This window comes from Bacillus salipaludis, from assembly GCF_004358205.1.
In genome coordinates this window covers 450,982-465,434 of record NZ_SMYO01000006.1, presented here as the reverse complement: position 1 = coordinate 465,434, position 14,453 = coordinate 450,982, and the positions used below count along the sequence as shown (strand labels likewise).

At 38.4% G+C, this 14,453-nt stretch carries 19 protein-coding genes; 5 read left to right on the top strand and 14 right to left on the bottom strand.

Features of this window, described 5'->3' with window-relative positions; genetic code table 11:
- From E2K98_RS15380 to E2K98_RS15335, 10 genes are all read right to left on the bottom strand, one after another.
- Nucleotides 1–386: aromatic amino acid lyase (locus tag E2K98_RS15380; RefSeq protein ID WP_165976293.1), on the bottom strand; the 386-nt coding region annotated here is incomplete at its 3' end.
- A gap of 331 nt (nucleotides 387–717) precedes the next feature.
- Nucleotides 718–1,128, bottom strand: a complete 411-nt coding sequence (locus tag E2K98_RS15375; RefSeq protein ID WP_133335556.1) for a VOC family protein — start codon at nucleotides 1,126–1,128, stop codon at nucleotides 718–720.
- A gap of 89 nt (nucleotides 1,129–1,217) precedes the next feature.
- Entirely contained in the window at nucleotides 1,218–1,769 is a 552-nt protein-coding gene (locus E2K98_RS15370; RefSeq protein WP_165976292.1) for a GNAT family N-acetyltransferase, read from the bottom strand.
- A gap of 285 nt (nucleotides 1,770–2,054) precedes the next feature.
- Entirely contained in the window at nucleotides 2,055–3,068 is a 1,014-nt protein-coding gene (locus E2K98_RS15365) for an SIS domain-containing protein (RefSeq protein ID WP_133335552.1), read from the bottom strand.
- 63 nt (nucleotides 3,069–3,131) lie between these two features.
- Complete coding sequence (locus tag E2K98_RS15360; RefSeq protein WP_133335550.1) at nucleotides 3,132–4,097, bottom strand: SIS domain-containing protein; 966 nt, start codon at nucleotides 4,095–4,097, stop codon at nucleotides 3,132–3,134.
- Nucleotides 4,098–4,235: 138 nt separating this feature from the next.
- Nucleotides 4,236–5,138 (bottom strand): carbohydrate ABC transporter permease, encoded by a 903-nt coding sequence (locus E2K98_RS15355; RefSeq protein ID WP_133335548.1) that lies wholly within the window; start codon nucleotides 5,136–5,138, stop codon nucleotides 4,236–4,238.
- 4 nt (nucleotides 5,139–5,142) lie between these two features.
- On the bottom strand, nucleotides 5,143–6,030 hold the full coding sequence (locus E2K98_RS15350; RefSeq protein ID WP_133335546.1) for a carbohydrate ABC transporter permease: 888 nt from the start codon (nucleotides 6,028–6,030) through the stop codon (nucleotides 5,143–5,145).
- A 56-nt stretch (nucleotides 6,031–6,086) separates the two neighbouring features.
- Nucleotides 6,087–7,382 (bottom strand): ABC transporter substrate-binding protein, encoded by a 1,296-nt coding sequence (locus tag E2K98_RS15345; protein WP_133335544.1) that lies wholly within the window; start codon nucleotides 7,380–7,382, stop codon nucleotides 6,087–6,089.
- A 103-nt stretch (nucleotides 7,383–7,485) separates the two neighbouring features.
- The gene (locus E2K98_RS15340; RefSeq protein WP_133335542.1) at nucleotides 7,486–8,328 is read right to left on the bottom strand and encodes a fructoselysine 6-kinase; all 843 of its coding nucleotides are present in this window, start codon (nucleotides 8,326–8,328) and stop codon (nucleotides 7,486–7,488) included.
- Nucleotides 8,329–8,396: 68 nt separating this feature from the next.
- Entirely contained in the window at nucleotides 8,397–9,134 is a 738-nt protein-coding gene (locus E2K98_RS15335) for a GntR family transcriptional regulator (protein WP_235824816.1), read from the bottom strand.
- Nucleotides 9,135–9,467: 333 nt separating this feature from the next.
- Between E2K98_RS15335 and E2K98_RS15330 the strand changes: the two genes are divergently transcribed.
- Entirely contained in the window at nucleotides 9,468–10,145 is a 678-nt protein-coding gene (locus tag E2K98_RS15330; protein ID WP_133335541.1) for an SOS response-associated peptidase, read from the top strand.
- 192 nt (nucleotides 10,146–10,337) lie between these two features.
- Here the strand turns inward: E2K98_RS15330 and E2K98_RS31700 are convergent, their stop codons facing one another.
- Nucleotides 10,338–10,883, bottom strand: a complete 546-nt coding sequence (locus E2K98_RS31700) for a hypothetical protein (RefSeq protein ID WP_133335539.1) — start codon at nucleotides 10,881–10,883, stop codon at nucleotides 10,338–10,340.
- Between the two features lie 220 nt (nucleotides 10,884–11,103).
- Between E2K98_RS31700 and E2K98_RS15320 the strand changes: the two genes are divergently transcribed.
- From E2K98_RS15320 to E2K98_RS15305, 4 genes are all read left to right on the top strand, one after another.
- Nucleotides 11,104–11,346, top strand: coding sequence for a hypothetical protein (locus E2K98_RS15320; RefSeq protein WP_133335537.1), 243 nt, complete (start codon nucleotides 11,104–11,106; stop codon nucleotides 11,344–11,346).
- The gene (locus tag E2K98_RS15315; RefSeq protein ID WP_026573008.1) at nucleotides 11,343–11,576 is read left to right on the top strand and encodes a spore germination protein; all 234 of its coding nucleotides are present in this window, start codon (nucleotides 11,343–11,345) and stop codon (nucleotides 11,574–11,576) included. Before E2K98_RS15320 ends, E2K98_RS15315 begins: the two co-directional genes overlap by 4 nt.
- A gap of 50 nt (nucleotides 11,577–11,626) precedes the next feature.
- A complete protein-coding gene (locus E2K98_RS15310) occupies nucleotides 11,627–11,863 on the top strand; it encodes a hypothetical protein (RefSeq protein ID WP_133335535.1) in 237 nt (78 codons plus the stop codon).
- 215 nt (nucleotides 11,864–12,078) lie between these two features.
- The gene (locus E2K98_RS15305; RefSeq protein ID WP_133335533.1) at nucleotides 12,079–12,483 is read left to right on the top strand and encodes a hypothetical protein; all 405 of its coding nucleotides are present in this window, start codon (nucleotides 12,079–12,081) and stop codon (nucleotides 12,481–12,483) included.
- 20 nt (nucleotides 12,484–12,503) lie between these two features.
- On the opposite strand, the gene E2K98_RS15300 is transcribed toward E2K98_RS15305, so the two are convergent.
- Genes E2K98_RS15300 through E2K98_RS15290 form a run of 3 tightly spaced genes read right to left on the bottom strand, consistent with a single transcriptional unit; the run spans nucleotide 12,504 to nucleotide 14,193 of the window.
- Nucleotides 12,504–13,013 (bottom strand): DMT family transporter, encoded by a 510-nt coding sequence (locus E2K98_RS15300; protein WP_133335531.1) that lies wholly within the window; start codon nucleotides 13,011–13,013, stop codon nucleotides 12,504–12,506.
- Between the two features lie 30 nt (nucleotides 13,014–13,043).
- Nucleotides 13,044–13,742 (bottom strand): Crp/Fnr family transcriptional regulator, encoded by a 699-nt coding sequence (locus tag E2K98_RS15295; protein ID WP_133335529.1) that lies wholly within the window; start codon nucleotides 13,740–13,742, stop codon nucleotides 13,044–13,046.
- 25 nt (nucleotides 13,743–13,767) lie between these two features.
- A complete protein-coding gene (locus E2K98_RS15290; RefSeq protein ID WP_133335527.1) occupies nucleotides 13,768–14,193 on the bottom strand; it encodes a DMT family transporter in 426 nt (141 codons plus the stop codon).
- Nucleotides 14,194–14,453 lie beyond the last annotated feature (260 nt).

Sequence of the window (14,453 nt, the reverse complement as noted above, 5' to 3'; positions counted from 1 at the left end):
ATATCATGATTCACAAGCTTTAATAATGTTTCAATTACCACTGGACGTACGCCAGAAAAACCCTTTAAAAGTGCATTGGCACGAAGAAGTACCATTGCTTTTGCTACATCCACAGGGAATGGTTCGCCGACACCGCATGCATGAGAACGAATCAAGTTCAACTGAAGGTCTTGAACATCGTTCTGATCGATGAACACATCACTAAATTTACCGAATCCAGTTGTAATCCCGTAGATCACTCTTCCTTCTGAAACGATGCGATCTACTGCTTCCCTGCTCTTTTTCACTGCTTCCATGCTTTTATCTGATGCTTGGACCTTTTGACCACCATATAATACTTCTTTCATTTCCTTTAACGTTAAACCTTGGCCAGTTAATGTAATCATTTATATCTCTCCTCTACCACTTTAGTAAAATAAAGAAAGAGGCTGGATTCCATTTCACTTAGAATTGGAGTCCAGCCTCTTTTATAACCATTTTTGAATTTTGAACAATTTTTATTCGATGCCTCATGAATAATCAATCCCATCATTAAATTTTAAATTTCTTTATTATTCTATGTGATGCTATCAGATCTGTCAATGGAATTTTCTGAATTTTAGCACAATAGCACTTTAGCAGAACAGTAGATGAAAGGCTTTAATTTTGAAGGTGCAAAGGATCTTTTTAGCAAAAACAAAAGCACTCAATTCGAGCGCTCTGTTTTACTAACTGCTTTTATGACTTTTGATAATTTAAATCCCATGCAATTCCAAAAGGATCTGTTACTTTTGCATATTTCGCTCCCCAGAAGGTATCTTGAAGTTCCATATAGACTTTCCCGTTTTCACGTAAGGCATCATATAATCGTTTAATTTCCTCTTCGCTTTCCAAATCTAGTGCCAACGAAATGTTATTTCCCTTGTTGATCACATTTCCTGGAAATGCATCTGAGGCCATAATAAATAAATCATCTTTTTTGAATTGCGCATGAATCAGAAGATTTTCAGCCTCCGGAGAATTATTATAGCCCGATTCCCCATAGGTTTGAACGTTTAGAATCTCCCCTTGAAAAACCTCACGGTAAAATTCTAAAGCCTCTCTAGCATTGCCATCAAACATAAGGTACGGTGTAATTTGACCCTTCATTTCACAACACTCCTTTAAAATAGTTGATTCCATTTCTTCCCTATCCACAATATAGCATTTTTTGTTCAATTTGGCATTTACATTCATCATCATGTACCCTGAAAAGACTCTTTATGAAAGTTGCCAATAAATTTGAAAAGCTCCTCGCCGCCCTCGGGAACTACTCCATGTGAAGACAGCTGGAGGTACATGGCCTGATAAGTTTCCGGAACCCAAATATAACGATGGATATAGTCAGTTAAGGTAAAACCATTCTTTTTCCAAAAATGGATACGCTCCTGATTTTCAGCACTCATCTCTGACTCGACCTCAATCACGATGCTGTCTATTCCTTCTTCACTGGTTGACCAGTCCTTAATGAATTGTAAGATTTTTGAGCCAATCCCATGACCCTGTTTATCATGGTCAACAGCAATGTAATCGATCAGCAGCGCATTTATTCCCTTTAATTTTCCAGTGAGTGCCAGTCCGACGGGAAGATCTTGTTGGAAGGCAACATGGAGGAAGCAAATTTGCTTACGGAACATGTTGCGGATAACCTTTTCCGGTTTCGCTCCTTTATCTCCAAAGGCTCCTTGATAAATAGGACTTACCTTATTCCAGATTCCTTCATCCCAACGATCAAAAGTCTTAAAATCCACTGAAGTTTCCTCCGTCAAAATAATATTGATTCCATCTTAGCCGATTTCATCAAAAAAAAGAACCTTTGAGTACGTCTCAAAGGTCCAAAGTAAAGCTTAGTGGTCAAGGCTAAGCTTCAGTTTAGGAGGTCTAAACTCAGAAGAATTTAAACAACTCAATAGTAACATTTTCAAAATTTTCTTTCAACAGTTTAAAGTGTAAAAGTAATTGAATATTTAAAATAAATATATTTTACTAGGATTTTAACATTTGTATGGAATTTTAATAATAACCTCAGTTTTATCTTAATATTCCATTTTTCTGTAATATCTTCTAAGTTCTAATGGGTGGTTTCTTTCACGCTCCAGGTAGACACTAATCCGACCTGTTAATGCCCAGTTTAAATTTACAGCAAAGTGTTTTCTGAATTCCTCACTAATGCCCTCAAGAGGATAGTCTTTCGTATCAATTATGAATAATTCATTTGTTATTTTTTCAGCAAATCGTTCAACACGATCAACCAATGGACGAGTTTCATCTTCTCCTTTAAATAAAATGACACTGGTGTCGTCCTCAACAAGCTCAAGTGTACCATGGAAGAATTCAGCAGCATGAATCGATTTAGACCTAATCCATTGCATTTCCTCTAAAATACACATCGCGTAGGAATAGGTATTTCCCCATAGATTACCTGCACCGACCAACATATGGTAACCCGTATCCTTATGTCGGATCGCAAATTGTTCTGCACGAGAATCGAAGGTTTTTAATGCATGAACAATTCCTTCTGGCAACAAGGCGATTTCTTTTGCAAATTGCTCGTATTGTGGGAATTCATCGTTGTTATGGATAAACCGGAATGTCAACAGTTGTAGATGAAGGAAGAAAGTATCGAACGAATGCTTCTCATGCCCGGTTGAAATGCAATAATCAACGGCTTCGGCAAGTGGTGTACCAGGTTCAGCGACGAAACCAATGGTGGTGGCTCCCTTCGCCTTACAGAACTCGGCTGCTGCTACCGTTTCCTTTGTTGTTCCGGTAACAGATGCAAAAATACAAACGGAATCTTTTGAAAGATGGCGATTGTTCATGACTAATAATTCTGCAGCAATTTCCGCATGCACCTCTACGGTTGAGTTCGATTTTAGGATATATTCGAATGGGTACATCATCGCAATTGTTCCGCCGGATCCGATAAGGAAGATATTTTTATAGCCTTTAGCAGAAATTTCATCGACTACTTTTTCAATTTCTTCTCTTTTCGCTACTGCTTCTTTTCCAACATATTCTAAAAAAGTATCGTGTTCGAATTTTAACAAGATAATCCCTCCAAATTTTATTTGAGATTTTTTAAGACTTCTAAGTTAATAAGTACCTTACCTTTAATAAGGAACCTTCCACATATATCTTCTGGTGCTTAATGGATGGTTACGAACCTCTGCCAGCTCACCCGCATATTGGCGTAAAACGGTTTGCAGGACGAGTGGAGCAATGTATCCTTTCACACTTTCAGTAACACCTGTTAAGTCAAAGTTTTTTGCATCTATTACAATCACTCTTTCACCATAGCGTTGGGTAAATTCTAAAGAGCGCTCTTCTAATGGCCGGGTTTCATCTAGGCCGACTAATTGAATAATTGGTACATCCTTATCCAAGATTTCAAATGGACCATGGAAGTATTCACCTGCGTGGATGGCATGAGAATGGATCCACTGCATTTCCATTAGGAGACAAATCGCAAACCAATAAGCAATTCCATAGTTTGCACCGCTGCCCATCGTGTAAATAATTTTTTCATCCTTATAGGACTCAGCAAATTCTTTTGCTTGGGCCAAAGTCTCAGCTTTTGCCTTGTTTAGAATCGGTCTTAGATTTTCTAAGGAGGACAGGATATCATTAAATTTTTTGTTGCCTTCCCTTTCTGCTAACAAGCCAAAAATGAGTTCGAGCATAATGGCAGGGGATTCGTTCACATAATTTGAGTCTTCCTGATCATGGTAGACGATTACATTCTCAGAAACCTGGGCAAGTGGTGAGTCTGCATCAAATGTTAAGGAAACGGTTAATGCTCCTTTTTCACGTGCAAACCGTGCTGCTTCCACTGTTTCCGGAGTTTTCCCGTAATAGGAGCACAAAATCACCAACGATTTTCCGTTTAATTTCTTCGGATTACGGTGGACAAACTCATTTGAGGTGTAGAGATCAGAGTCAATTGTCTCAGCTTCTCGATCCAGCACATATTTACTCGCATACATAAGCGAGGAAGAACCTCCGCATGCGACGAAATAAACACGGTCAATATCCCTTTCCTTCAACACATCTAACGCTTTTTGTACATCTGTTAACATCTTGTATCCTCCTTTGAAATCTATATTTTTCCAAATTAGTTATTTGGTATATACCATTTAAACCAATCGTGAGAAACGAAATTACGTGGAATAGGAAAGGACATTTCTTCCCTATTCCAACTACCCTGGTACTCTTGCTTATCCTTTTACACTTCCAGCCGATAAGCCGCGAACGAATTGTCTTTGGAAAATAATGTACGCAATGATCATCGGCAAAGCGGAAATTGCCAAACCGGCCAATTGAATTCCAAAATCCGTATTTAGCTGACTTCTTAAGTTCATTAAGCCGACTGGGATCGTGCGAAGGCTGGAATCTTCAACGAATACAAGGGCAAACATGAATTCATTCCAGACGTTCATTCCCGTCAACAACGCACAGGAAGCAATGATGGGTTTACCCATCGGAACAATAATATGCCGGTAGACTTTCCAACTATTACATCCATCGAGAATAGCCGATTCTTCAAGCTCATGGGGGATGGAGAGAAAATAGGATCGCATTAAGAAAATCGCAAATGGCAATTGAAACGCAACATAAGGCAGGATTAAGGCTCCATAAGTGTTATATAGACCAATGGCCTGCAACAATTTATAAAGCGGGATCAAGCTAACCTGCGGCGCAAGCATCAAACCGCTTAGGATAATAATCAATAAGAAATTCTGACCTTTAAAGTGAAAGCGGCTCAGCCCGTAGGCTGCCATCGATCCGAATAGGAGTACACATACAACGGAGACCACTGTCACAAGAACACTATTTAAAAAGAAATGACCAATTCCCGCGTCCCATGCGGCTTTATAATTACTCCAAAGCCATTCTTTTGGCAGAGACCACGTACTTAAGAAGAAATCGCTATTCGATTTTAGTCCGCTTAATCCAAGCCAAATGATCGGATAGATAATACAAATGGCAAAAATACTAAACCAGACAAGAACTGTCCCTTGAAAGATTTTATTTTTAATCTTTGTTGAAATCTTCCGCCCTACTGTTCCAACTGGCCGGAATTCGTTTGTTTTAACCACTGGATTTTCTCTTGTCGTCATTTTCTTACGCCTCCTGTCCTGATTTTCCTAGTTTCATTTGGATTAAGGATAGGATGAGAGTGATGACGAAAATGACTGTTCCAATTGTGGAAGCATAGCCCATTTCATCATTTCGGAAAGCTGCCCGGTAAAGCATCGTTCCTAACACTTCTGTCGATTGACCAGGCCCGCCAAAGGTCATGATATACACTTCATCAAACACTTTGAATGCACCAATTACGGTAATCACCATACCCACGATTGTCATTTCTTTGATTTGTGGAAGTGTTATATTGAAAAAGGTTTTTATCTTAGATGCGCCATCAATCATGGCCGCTTCATAATATTCAAATGGAATTTTTTGCATTGCGATCAAGAACAGCATCGTCATGTAACCTGTATACTGCCATTGCGAAACGGCAACAACTGCATAAATGGCAACTTTACTATCCCCAAGCCAAGAATGCGCCCATTCAGTCTGACCAATGAATTTTAAAAAACTATTAACTAGACCAACTTCCGGATTATAAATCAGCTGCCATAGTAAACCAACAACGGCGATGGAAATAACGGAAGGGATAAAAAATACAGTTCGGAAAAATGGTTGAAATCTTCTAATCAGTTTATCTTCTAAAATGGCGGCAATTATTAATCCGCCCCCTACCTGAAATATTAATGAAATGACAGCGTAGAGCGAATTATTTTTTAAGGCAATATAAAAAACGGGATCCTTGAAGAGTCTGCTATAATACTCAAAGCCTACAAACGTTTTTCCTGACGAAAATGAATTCCACCTGAATAAACTGTTGTAAAGATTTAGAACAATCGGCAGAAACACAAACAACAGGATGAGAAGAAGTGCTGGTAAAATATAAAGTAAGGCTGTACGGCTATTTCGAAATGTTTTTGTCATCCTTCTTCCTCCTTAGAGGGGGTAAGCAGTTAAACAACTGCCTACCCTTTCATCTATTAGTTCACTTCACCTTGTACTTGTTTGGCAACTTGTTGAACTTGTTTAATAATTTCTTCCGGTGATTTTGTGCCGTCAAGCAATAGCTGAATATTCGTTAGGTATGCATCTGCAACCTTTGCATGGACATCTGTGTCTAGCCATTCAGCCATGCCCTCTTCCTTCTTCATGAAATCAACGCCTTCTGCTACTTGTTTCAAGGAAGTTTCAGGGGTTGTTGCACCATCAATCGGGCTTGGCCAGCTAAGCTGTTTTGTCAGTTTTATAGCATTTTCTTTGCTAGTTAAGAATTTTAGGAATTTAATAGCTTCTTTAGGATGCTTGGATTTTGATGAAACGATAAATCCATCCGGTGCACCAGTAATGAAGTTTTGATTTCCTGCTCCATTTGTAATTGCCGGCATCGGGAAGAAGCCCCAGTTTCCTTTTAAGCCCTTTTCGATATCCGGGAATTCTTCTAATTCAACATACATGATGGCTCCCTTACCTGCTAGGAACAATTGTTTCGCCATATCATGAGAAGTAGAGTTGGCATTTTTCATAAAGTAACCATTTTTATTCAAGTCAGCAAACATCTCCATGGCCTTTACATAACCAGGATTCGTAAATTCTCCGGATTTAGGATTATAATCTTTCATTCTTACATCCTGTGCTACTAGTTTTTGGTTTAGACCAGTTAAGTAATGGATGGCTGCCCAAGGGCTTTGGTTACCAAAAATAATCGGGGTTTCTCCACCCTTTTTCAAGGTATCTAACTCTTGTACAAATTCATCCCACGTCTTTGGTGCCTGTAAGTGGTACTTATCAAATATTTTTTTGTTATAGACAAAGAATTTTCCGTTAAAGCGAAGCGGAATTCCATAGTTTTTGCCGTCAGAGCTAAAAGGCTGCAAAGAAGCTGGAATGAAGCTGTCTTTCCAAGCGGTATCTTCATTTAAATAAGGAGTTAAATCTAAAGCTGCACCGGCACGAACAAATTTTCTCGCAAACTCTCCTGACCAAGAGAACATAATGTCAGGAACATCATTACCGCCAAGAATGACACGGAGTTTATCCTTAATTGGCTCGTCTGCAATCGCTTCCATTTTTACTATGATATTTGGATTTTGCTTTTCAAATTCTTTTACAACTTCTTCAAAATAGGGAGCGTATTCTGGCTGCGGCCACTTATGCAAAAATTTTAGAACGATTTTACCCGATTCGTCCTCTTTGGTTGACGAAGAGCTTGAACATCCTGTTAACACGAGTGCAAACATTAGCATGGCTACTAATAAAATCTTCATTTTTTTACTCATTCATTAACCCTCCTATTTTTTAAAAATACTAAACTTTCAAACTATTTAACGCGTGACACCCCCTGTGAATCCTATTAATAAAATTCCTCCCCCTAAAAGGGGATTAGAATGAAATCCCATACCCAAAAGCACCGTCGACAAGACAGGTTTTCGCAGCAAATTTTGCACCTTCTACCAAGCTCGCCTTAATAAGCTCTGCTTCTGTCTTCATCGTTTTTTCTTTCTTTCCTTTAAGATAATGAAGAATGAAGGCGGTGAAGAAAGAATCTCCTGCCCCTAAAGTATCGACGGGTTGAACAAAATGAGGCTCCTGACGATAAAAGGTTTGTCCATCGTAAACCATGGAACCGCGTGAACCCATCGTACCAATTGCTAGATTGCTTCCATATGAGTGAACTCGTTTTAAAAGTTCTTCTACTTCCTCATCTTTCCATTGACCGCAGGACAATAAACTAAAATCCACATGCTTACAAGTTTTTTCTAAAATTTGATCATTATAGTCAGCTGAAAAGTCAAAGGATACTTTGACCCCTGCCTCTTTTAACTTATGTAATTCCGCTTCCATCTCGCTATATATGCTGCTGTGAGCAATTTCGAAGGTTTTGATATATTCCAAGTCCTCATCGGTAAGGACAATTGGATGGTCCTTTTGGACGCCTCCCCCATTGCCGCCGATAAAAACCCGGTCTCCATCGACTAAATCTACCTGCGCATAACCATTTTCACCATCATGATACCTGCAATGTGAAAGATCCACTTCTAAATTTTTTAAGGTTTTGGTTATATGTTCAGCAGCACGATCGCTGCCAAAAACTCCAAGATAGGCAGACTTCATGCCAAGCTGTTTTGCATAAACACTAAAATTCAAAGCATTGCCGCCTGGATACATGGTCCTTTTATAAAGATATTTATCTACTACATTATCTCCAACACCAATTACCTTCATGATTCATCCTCCTAGTTCGGTTGTTAATGGTATATACCATTTAATCTAAATCTGAAAGGAATCCTAGTTTATTGCAGATTCAATTCAGAATAAAATTTAACGATATCACTTCTGGTTAATGAAGTGGAAAATTCAATTTCCTGTTCATTTCGGTCAAAGGCGACCGCTTCTTGAAAAATACAAGGGCTTTCGGAACGGATTTTTAATAGCTTACTGTCACTTTCCTCGGAGTATGTAACCTGCATATACTCCTTTGCCTTAACGAGGACAATACCGAAATGGTTTTCTAAAATTTCATAAAGGGAACTGTTATCGGTGATAATTTGATCGAGATTAGGACAAAGTTTTTCAGGAATAAATGATTCTTCAATCGCAACTGGCATGTCATCAACAAGCCGCAAGCGTTTGATTGCTGTCACTGACTCACCAATTGCTACTTTTAATTTGTTTGCTAACATCGGTTTTGCTTCTATTTTTCGAATCGAAAGAACCTGGGTGCTAGGAGTTAATCCCCTATTAATCATGTTTCTTGTAAAACTGTTAAAGGTAATAAAGTCCATTTCTATTTTTTTATTCGAAATAAAAGTTCCTGAGCCTACTCGTCTCTCTACTACACCCTCTCTTTCTAAAATGGACAAGGTGTGTCTTGCGGTCATCCGGCTGATTCCATATTGGTCAGCCAGTTCTCTTTCTGATGGCAGCTTATCTCCATGCTTTAATTTGCCAATTTCAATATCATCAAGGATTTTATCTTTTAATTGTTTATAAAATGGAATTGCTTCTTCGTCTTTCATCATTCTGCTCATCTGATGATCTCCAATTTTTTAGTGTTTACGTTAATTATCTCACTTCTAAAAATGGTATATACCACTTGCGATAAATATAAAAAGGATTTAAAAGGGTCTTGGTAGATAAAGCTTGGAGGTAAATGGAAATTATAGGTATAGGGTAGCGCTTTCAATTTAATAAGTAGATTCTAGTTGGAAGGTTAACATGTATGATTTGATTTTTGTGGTAGTCTTTTAGCTAGGATTACTATAAAAATAATTTAAATTTTCTGTCTTGTCAATAGAATTGAATGAAAAACTTTAAGAAATATCAAAAACTTTGTTACACTCAATTACAGAGGTGATTTTTGTATGTGTGGCAGATTTACGTTAACTGCAACTCTTGAGGAAGTTTTGGACCGTTTTGATGTTCATTCCTTTTTGGATGAGGAACTGTATAGTCCAAGTTATAATATTGCACCCTCTCAACTGGTTTTAGCCATCATAAATGATGGAACGATGAATCGAATGGGATTTTTAAAATGGGGTCTCGTCCCCTCATGGGCAAAGGATGTTTCCATTGGCAACAAAATGATTAATGCCCGGGCAGAGACTTTATCTGAGAAACCAAGCTTCCGGGATTCCTTTAAACGGAAACGCTGCTTAATTGTAGCCGATAGTTTTTATGAATGGAAACGTTTGGAGGATCGCTCAAAAAAGCCGATGCGTATAAAGCTGAAAAGCAATCATTTATTTGCGATGGCGGGAATTTGGGGGACCTGGAAATCTCCTGTTGGGAAGTCCCTCTTTTCCTGCTCGGTTATCACAACCCAGCCAAATGAATTAATGAGGGATATTCATGATCGTATGCCTGTCATTCTCAAGCCGGAGGACGAAAAAATATGGCTGGATCCTTCTGTTTCGAATCTAGAATATTTAATGGGATTTTTAAAACCGTTTGATGAGCGATTAATGGATGCCTATGAGGTTTCGTCTCTGGTTAATTCACCTAAGAATAATTCGATCGAGCTTGTCCAAAAAATTTGTTAGACCCATTTTTAAAGAATATTTTTTTAATATAGGACAAGTAAACTACATCGACGTACAAGCATGAACATACTTTGTAGTAACCCAAACATTTTTCCTTCTAACGAAAGTGGAAACGACCACTTTCGTTTTTTTGTGGTGTCCCATGCTTTTGGGACACCACTTCACTTTTTTAATTCAGCGGGAAAGGCTTATTTAACCGTGAAATCCTCCCATTGTCCCCGGTACATAACCAGGGAAACCTGTCATTCCGCCTTGTGGACCAAACATTTGGGTTCCCCCTGCTCCTGGGAATCCTGGATATCCATGATATCCTCCAAAACCACTGTAGCCAGGATAACCTCCCATGCTTCCGTATCCTCCAAATCCTGGGTATCCACCCATACTTCCAAATCCATGTCCTGGGAATGTTCCCATTCCTCCTTGACCGGGAAATCCATGCATCCCATCAAATCCATGACCTGGGAAACCACCCATTCCATGCATCCCATCAAATCCATGACCAGGAAAACCAGTCATTCCATCCATACCCATACTACCGGGAACTCCTCCCATACTACCGGGAACTCCTCCCATACTGCCCATACCAGTCATACCGGGAGCTCCTCCCATGCTACCCATACCAGTCATACCGGGAACTCCTCCTGTGCTTCCCGCACCTGTCATACCGGGAACTCCACCCATACTTCCCATTCCACCAGTACCAGGAAATCCACTCATCGCTCCTGTATTAAATCCCATGAAGCACACACTCCTTTTTATAGGTTACAGTCTAGACTATGTTAACGAAGGAAAAAGGCATAGGCAGCTACCCAAATATAAAAATAAATCTGCCTTTGTGTGCAAAAAACGAATATGGTTGCCCCTATCTTTAAACCTGTTATTTTTTCACCTTTAAACGAATAAACTTTAAAAATACGTAATTTTTTCTCTTAAAATGCTGTAATTTGGAGGAGAAAACATGTTTTTTATTCCAACAAAGATTAATATTGGCGGTTTGAAAATGGGAAGTCCTGATCATGCTTCATTGGTATCCATCGGCGAGAATTATATTGTTGGGGTTAATGTGACCGGCAAAAAAAATCAAGGGTATGGCCAACAAATAGCTGACTTAACTAAGATTTTGATTCCGATTCATACGACATATGATGACGAACCAGTTGATTCTCCAAGAGTGAAAATAAACAGGGAGGGATGGAAATGATCGTTGGGCCTTATGCGATAAATCTTCTTGGTTTTAAAGTGAATGCGATTGATAACTCTTCCTACGTAAATTTTGGCCCCAATCAAATAATCGATGAGTTAGTTGCCTATAAAAGGAATCAAGGAGTTGGCGAACAGAATGGTGATATATCGCCGGTCAATATTCCTATTTCATGGGTTGTCGATCCAGATGTTGTTGATTCAAATTCCGTAAAAAATAGTGTGATTTAAACATTAGCCTAGGGTTTATTAGAAATGTCTAACTCTATGGGGTGATTTTGATGGTTATTTTCGCGCCAACAGAAATCAATTTGTTAGGCTATAAAATAAATGTGTTTGACCACGCCTCTATCATGAATATAGGTGCAAATCAAATTAGGGACCAGTTTGTCGCCTATAAAAGAAATCAGGGATTTGGAGAACAAAATGGCGACATCGTTCCCATTTTTATTCCGATCTCGCATGTTTGTGATAGTGATATAAATGACACTTGGATTACGAAAAATAGCATTATTTAAGACTGTGTTAAAGGATAATGTTGATTTGAAAAACGTTGATTGGAGCGGAAATCAACAACCAAGTTTAACAGAGCTTTATTTAAAAAAAGGAGTGAGGAATCGAATTGGATTCTTCACTCCTTTCGATTGTATACTGTAAATTTTTCCCAAATAGTAATTTATTTGCGATGCATTTCATAATATAGAATATACGTTCGATTAAAGGGGAGAACAACATGAAAAACAAAAATGAAACCTCGCTTACTGGAGACATGTTAGTTAAATATTATGAATTGAATAAACAGAAAAAAGAAATTGAATTGGAAATGAATCAATTGAAGGAGTCCTTCCAGCACTACTTTGATCAGTTTGTTGGTGAGAATGTAAAAGGAGAAATTACAATATGCGGTTACAAACTTCAACGGCAAATTCGCAACACCGAGAAATATAACGATGAATTGATGATTAAGAGACTAGAAGAATTGCAAATGAATGATTTGATTCAAATTGTGAAAAAACCGGATGATGGTAAAATCAAAGCTGCTCTTCAACTTGGGTTATTAAATCAAGAGCATTTAGATGGCTGTCTTATTAAAACCTCTTCCCCAGCGATTTCGGTAAAGCCTCTTACACCAAGATAATAGTAAAAAAACATGGATCCTTACATAACAGATCCATGTTTTTTATGTTTTGCATCATTCCCAGAGCTAGTGGCACTCTTTAAAAGCCCTTGCTTACTTCCTCCAAATTTAAAAACCAAAATGCCGGCAACGATGACGAGGACACCAATTAATTTTTTAAATGTAAAAGGGACTTGTTCGAGTCCAAACCATCCAAGAGAGTCCCACAATAATGCAAAGACCAGCTGTGATGTCAGAACGATTGAGATGGAAAACGTAGGACCCAAGAGACGCATCCCCTTCACAAGGCACATCACCACCCCTATTCCAATCAAACCGCTGAACCAAAACCAAGTCCTCATACCTTGCAAGACAAATAGATTTTTCCCTTCGAAAATGGTACCAAATGTCAATGATGCGAGGAATCCCATTCCTAATACGAGTGTGGTGGTTGACCATGATCCTGCTCGTTCATTCACCTTACTGTTAAAAATGTTTTGCACACTGAGAAATGCTCCTGCAAGAAGCGATATCAGTAATCCAAATACCATCCCAATTCCCCCCTTCTTTCCCGCGAAAGACTATTCGTAAATATGTTGAATGGCAAGCTTCTGTAAGCCTTCCCTGTCCTTAACCATAATGGAGCCTTTGTTTCGTTCAACAAGTCCATCTTCACAAAACTTTTGAATGACGCGATTCAGATGCCGATAACTAGTACCAATGAAATTAGCTGTATCCGTAAGATTAACCGAACTTAGTTGCTTGTTCACAGGAGAATTTGTTTCATCAAATGAGACCGATAATAAATAACTGGCTAAACGTACTTCGACTGGATACATCAGGCTTAAGCTCATTGAATTGGATTTAAGATGGAACTTTTCTGTGATGATTTTTAGTAAAAATTGGAGAAACGGTGAAAAGTCACTCGCGTATTTTTTCAACCAGTGATGTTGAACACCAATCAAAGTTACTGGTGATACAGCCTCAACTGTATTGATAAAATGAATATTTTGGACGTATTCAATATCCCCAATTACTTCAAGTGGGGTCTTGAAAGAGAGAATAAGTGTTTTACCTTCAACTGAGTTTGTATAGATTTTTAGTTTCCCCTTCACAAGAACGTATAGAAACTCTGCGGCATCTCCTTGAGAACATATATTCTCACCTTGTTCAAAGTGGAACAGTGATAAATAGGGTAATAAATTTTCATTAAAAATGGGTTCCAGTTCGTACTTTTGCAAAAAATCATTCAATTGTTCTTGATTTTTGATTTCATTCATTCCGTGATTTCTCCTACCGTTCCCATTAAAATTTTAGAATTAATACACCAGTAATCATCATTATAATCCCGATGAAATGTGACAGGTTCATCTTCTGCTTCCTGACACCAAACCATCCTTTACTATCAATGATGAAGGTCAGGCTAAGCTGGGCAATGAGGATTGCGGCGATTGAAAGAGTGATACCGATATGATGAATAGCTGTAACATTACTGTAGATAATGACAGCCGCAAAGGCGCCTCCTGTTAAATATAATGGTTTCACTTGTTTAAACATTTGCCATTTTCCATCACGGACAAACATGAGGATCACCAAGGCCGCAATGAATCCGGTAAATTGAGTAATGGTCGCGGTTTGCCAAGTACCGATATCCTGACTGATCCGTGCATTAGCAACACCTTGAAGGGTAATAAAAGCCCCTCCTAAAAACGCAAATAGAATCCCTTTCATTTATTCCTCTCCTCTTTTAACAATCAATATGTAAATGATATATCCTTTGCTTAAATGAGAGGAAGGACATATGTCCCTGATTATCGGAATAAAAAATCCCGTATTATTGAAATAATACAGGATTTCTATAATTTATTTACGGAAAAACACATTGGTTTGTTTTGTCCAACCAACAGATTCAAAGACTTCTCTCATTTTATCCAAATCGATTTGAGGAAAATCATGATGAATTTGAATCTCCATTTTTCCTCTCACCTTAT

Coding starts and splice junctions, on each gene's coding strand:
- E2K98_RS15375 (WP_133335556.1), bottom strand. CDS start 1,128: ATGAAGGGTCAAATTACACCGTACCTTATGTTTGATGGCAATGCTAGA.
- E2K98_RS15360 (WP_133335550.1), bottom strand. CDS start 4,097: ATGTTAACAGATGTACAAAAAGCGTTAGATGTGTTGAAGGAAAGGGAT.
- E2K98_RS15355 (WP_133335548.1), bottom strand. CDS start 5,138: ATGACGACAAGAGAAAATCCAGTGGTTAAAACAAACGAATTCCGGCCA.
- E2K98_RS15350 (WP_133335546.1), bottom strand. CDS start 6,030: ATGACAAAAACATTTCGAAATAGCCGTACAGCCTTACTTTATATTTTA.
- E2K98_RS15345 (WP_133335544.1), bottom strand. CDS start 7,382: ATGAGTAAAAAAATGAAGATTTTATTAGTAGCCATGCTAATGTTTGCA.
- E2K98_RS15340 (WP_133335542.1), bottom strand. CDS start 8,328: ATGAAGGTAATTGGTGTTGGAGATAATGTAGTAGATAAATATCTTTAT.
- E2K98_RS15335 (WP_235824816.1), bottom strand. CDS start 9,134: ATGAGCAGAATGATGAAAGACGAAGAAGCAATTCCATTTTATAAACAA.
- E2K98_RS15330 (WP_133335541.1), top strand. CDS start 9,468: ATGTGTGGCAGATTTACGTTAACTGCAACTCTTGAGGAAGTTTTGGAC.
- E2K98_RS31700 (WP_133335539.1), bottom strand. CDS start 10,883: ATGGGATTTAATACAGGAGCGATGAGTGGATTTCCTGGTACTGGTGGA.
- E2K98_RS15320 (WP_133335537.1), top strand. CDS start 11,104: ATGTTTTTTATTCCAACAAAGATTAATATTGGCGGTTTGAAAATGGGA.
- E2K98_RS15315 (WP_026573008.1), top strand. CDS start 11,343: ATGATCGTTGGGCCTTATGCGATAAATCTTCTTGGTTTTAAAGTGAAT.
- E2K98_RS15310 (WP_133335535.1), top strand. CDS start 11,627: ATGGTTATTTTCGCGCCAACAGAAATCAATTTGTTAGGCTATAAAATA.
- E2K98_RS15305 (WP_133335533.1), top strand. CDS start 12,079: ATGAAAAACAAAAATGAAACCTCGCTTACTGGAGACATGTTAGTTAAA.
- E2K98_RS15300 (WP_133335531.1), bottom strand. CDS start 13,013: ATGGTATTTGGATTACTGATATCGCTTCTTGCAGGAGCATTTCTCAGT.
- E2K98_RS15295 (WP_133335529.1), bottom strand. CDS start 13,742: ATGAATGAAATCAAAAATCAAGAACAATTGAATGATTTTTTGCAAAAG.
- E2K98_RS15290 (WP_133335527.1), bottom strand. CDS start 14,193: ATGAAAGGGATTCTATTTGCGTTTTTAGGAGGGGCTTTTATTACCCTT.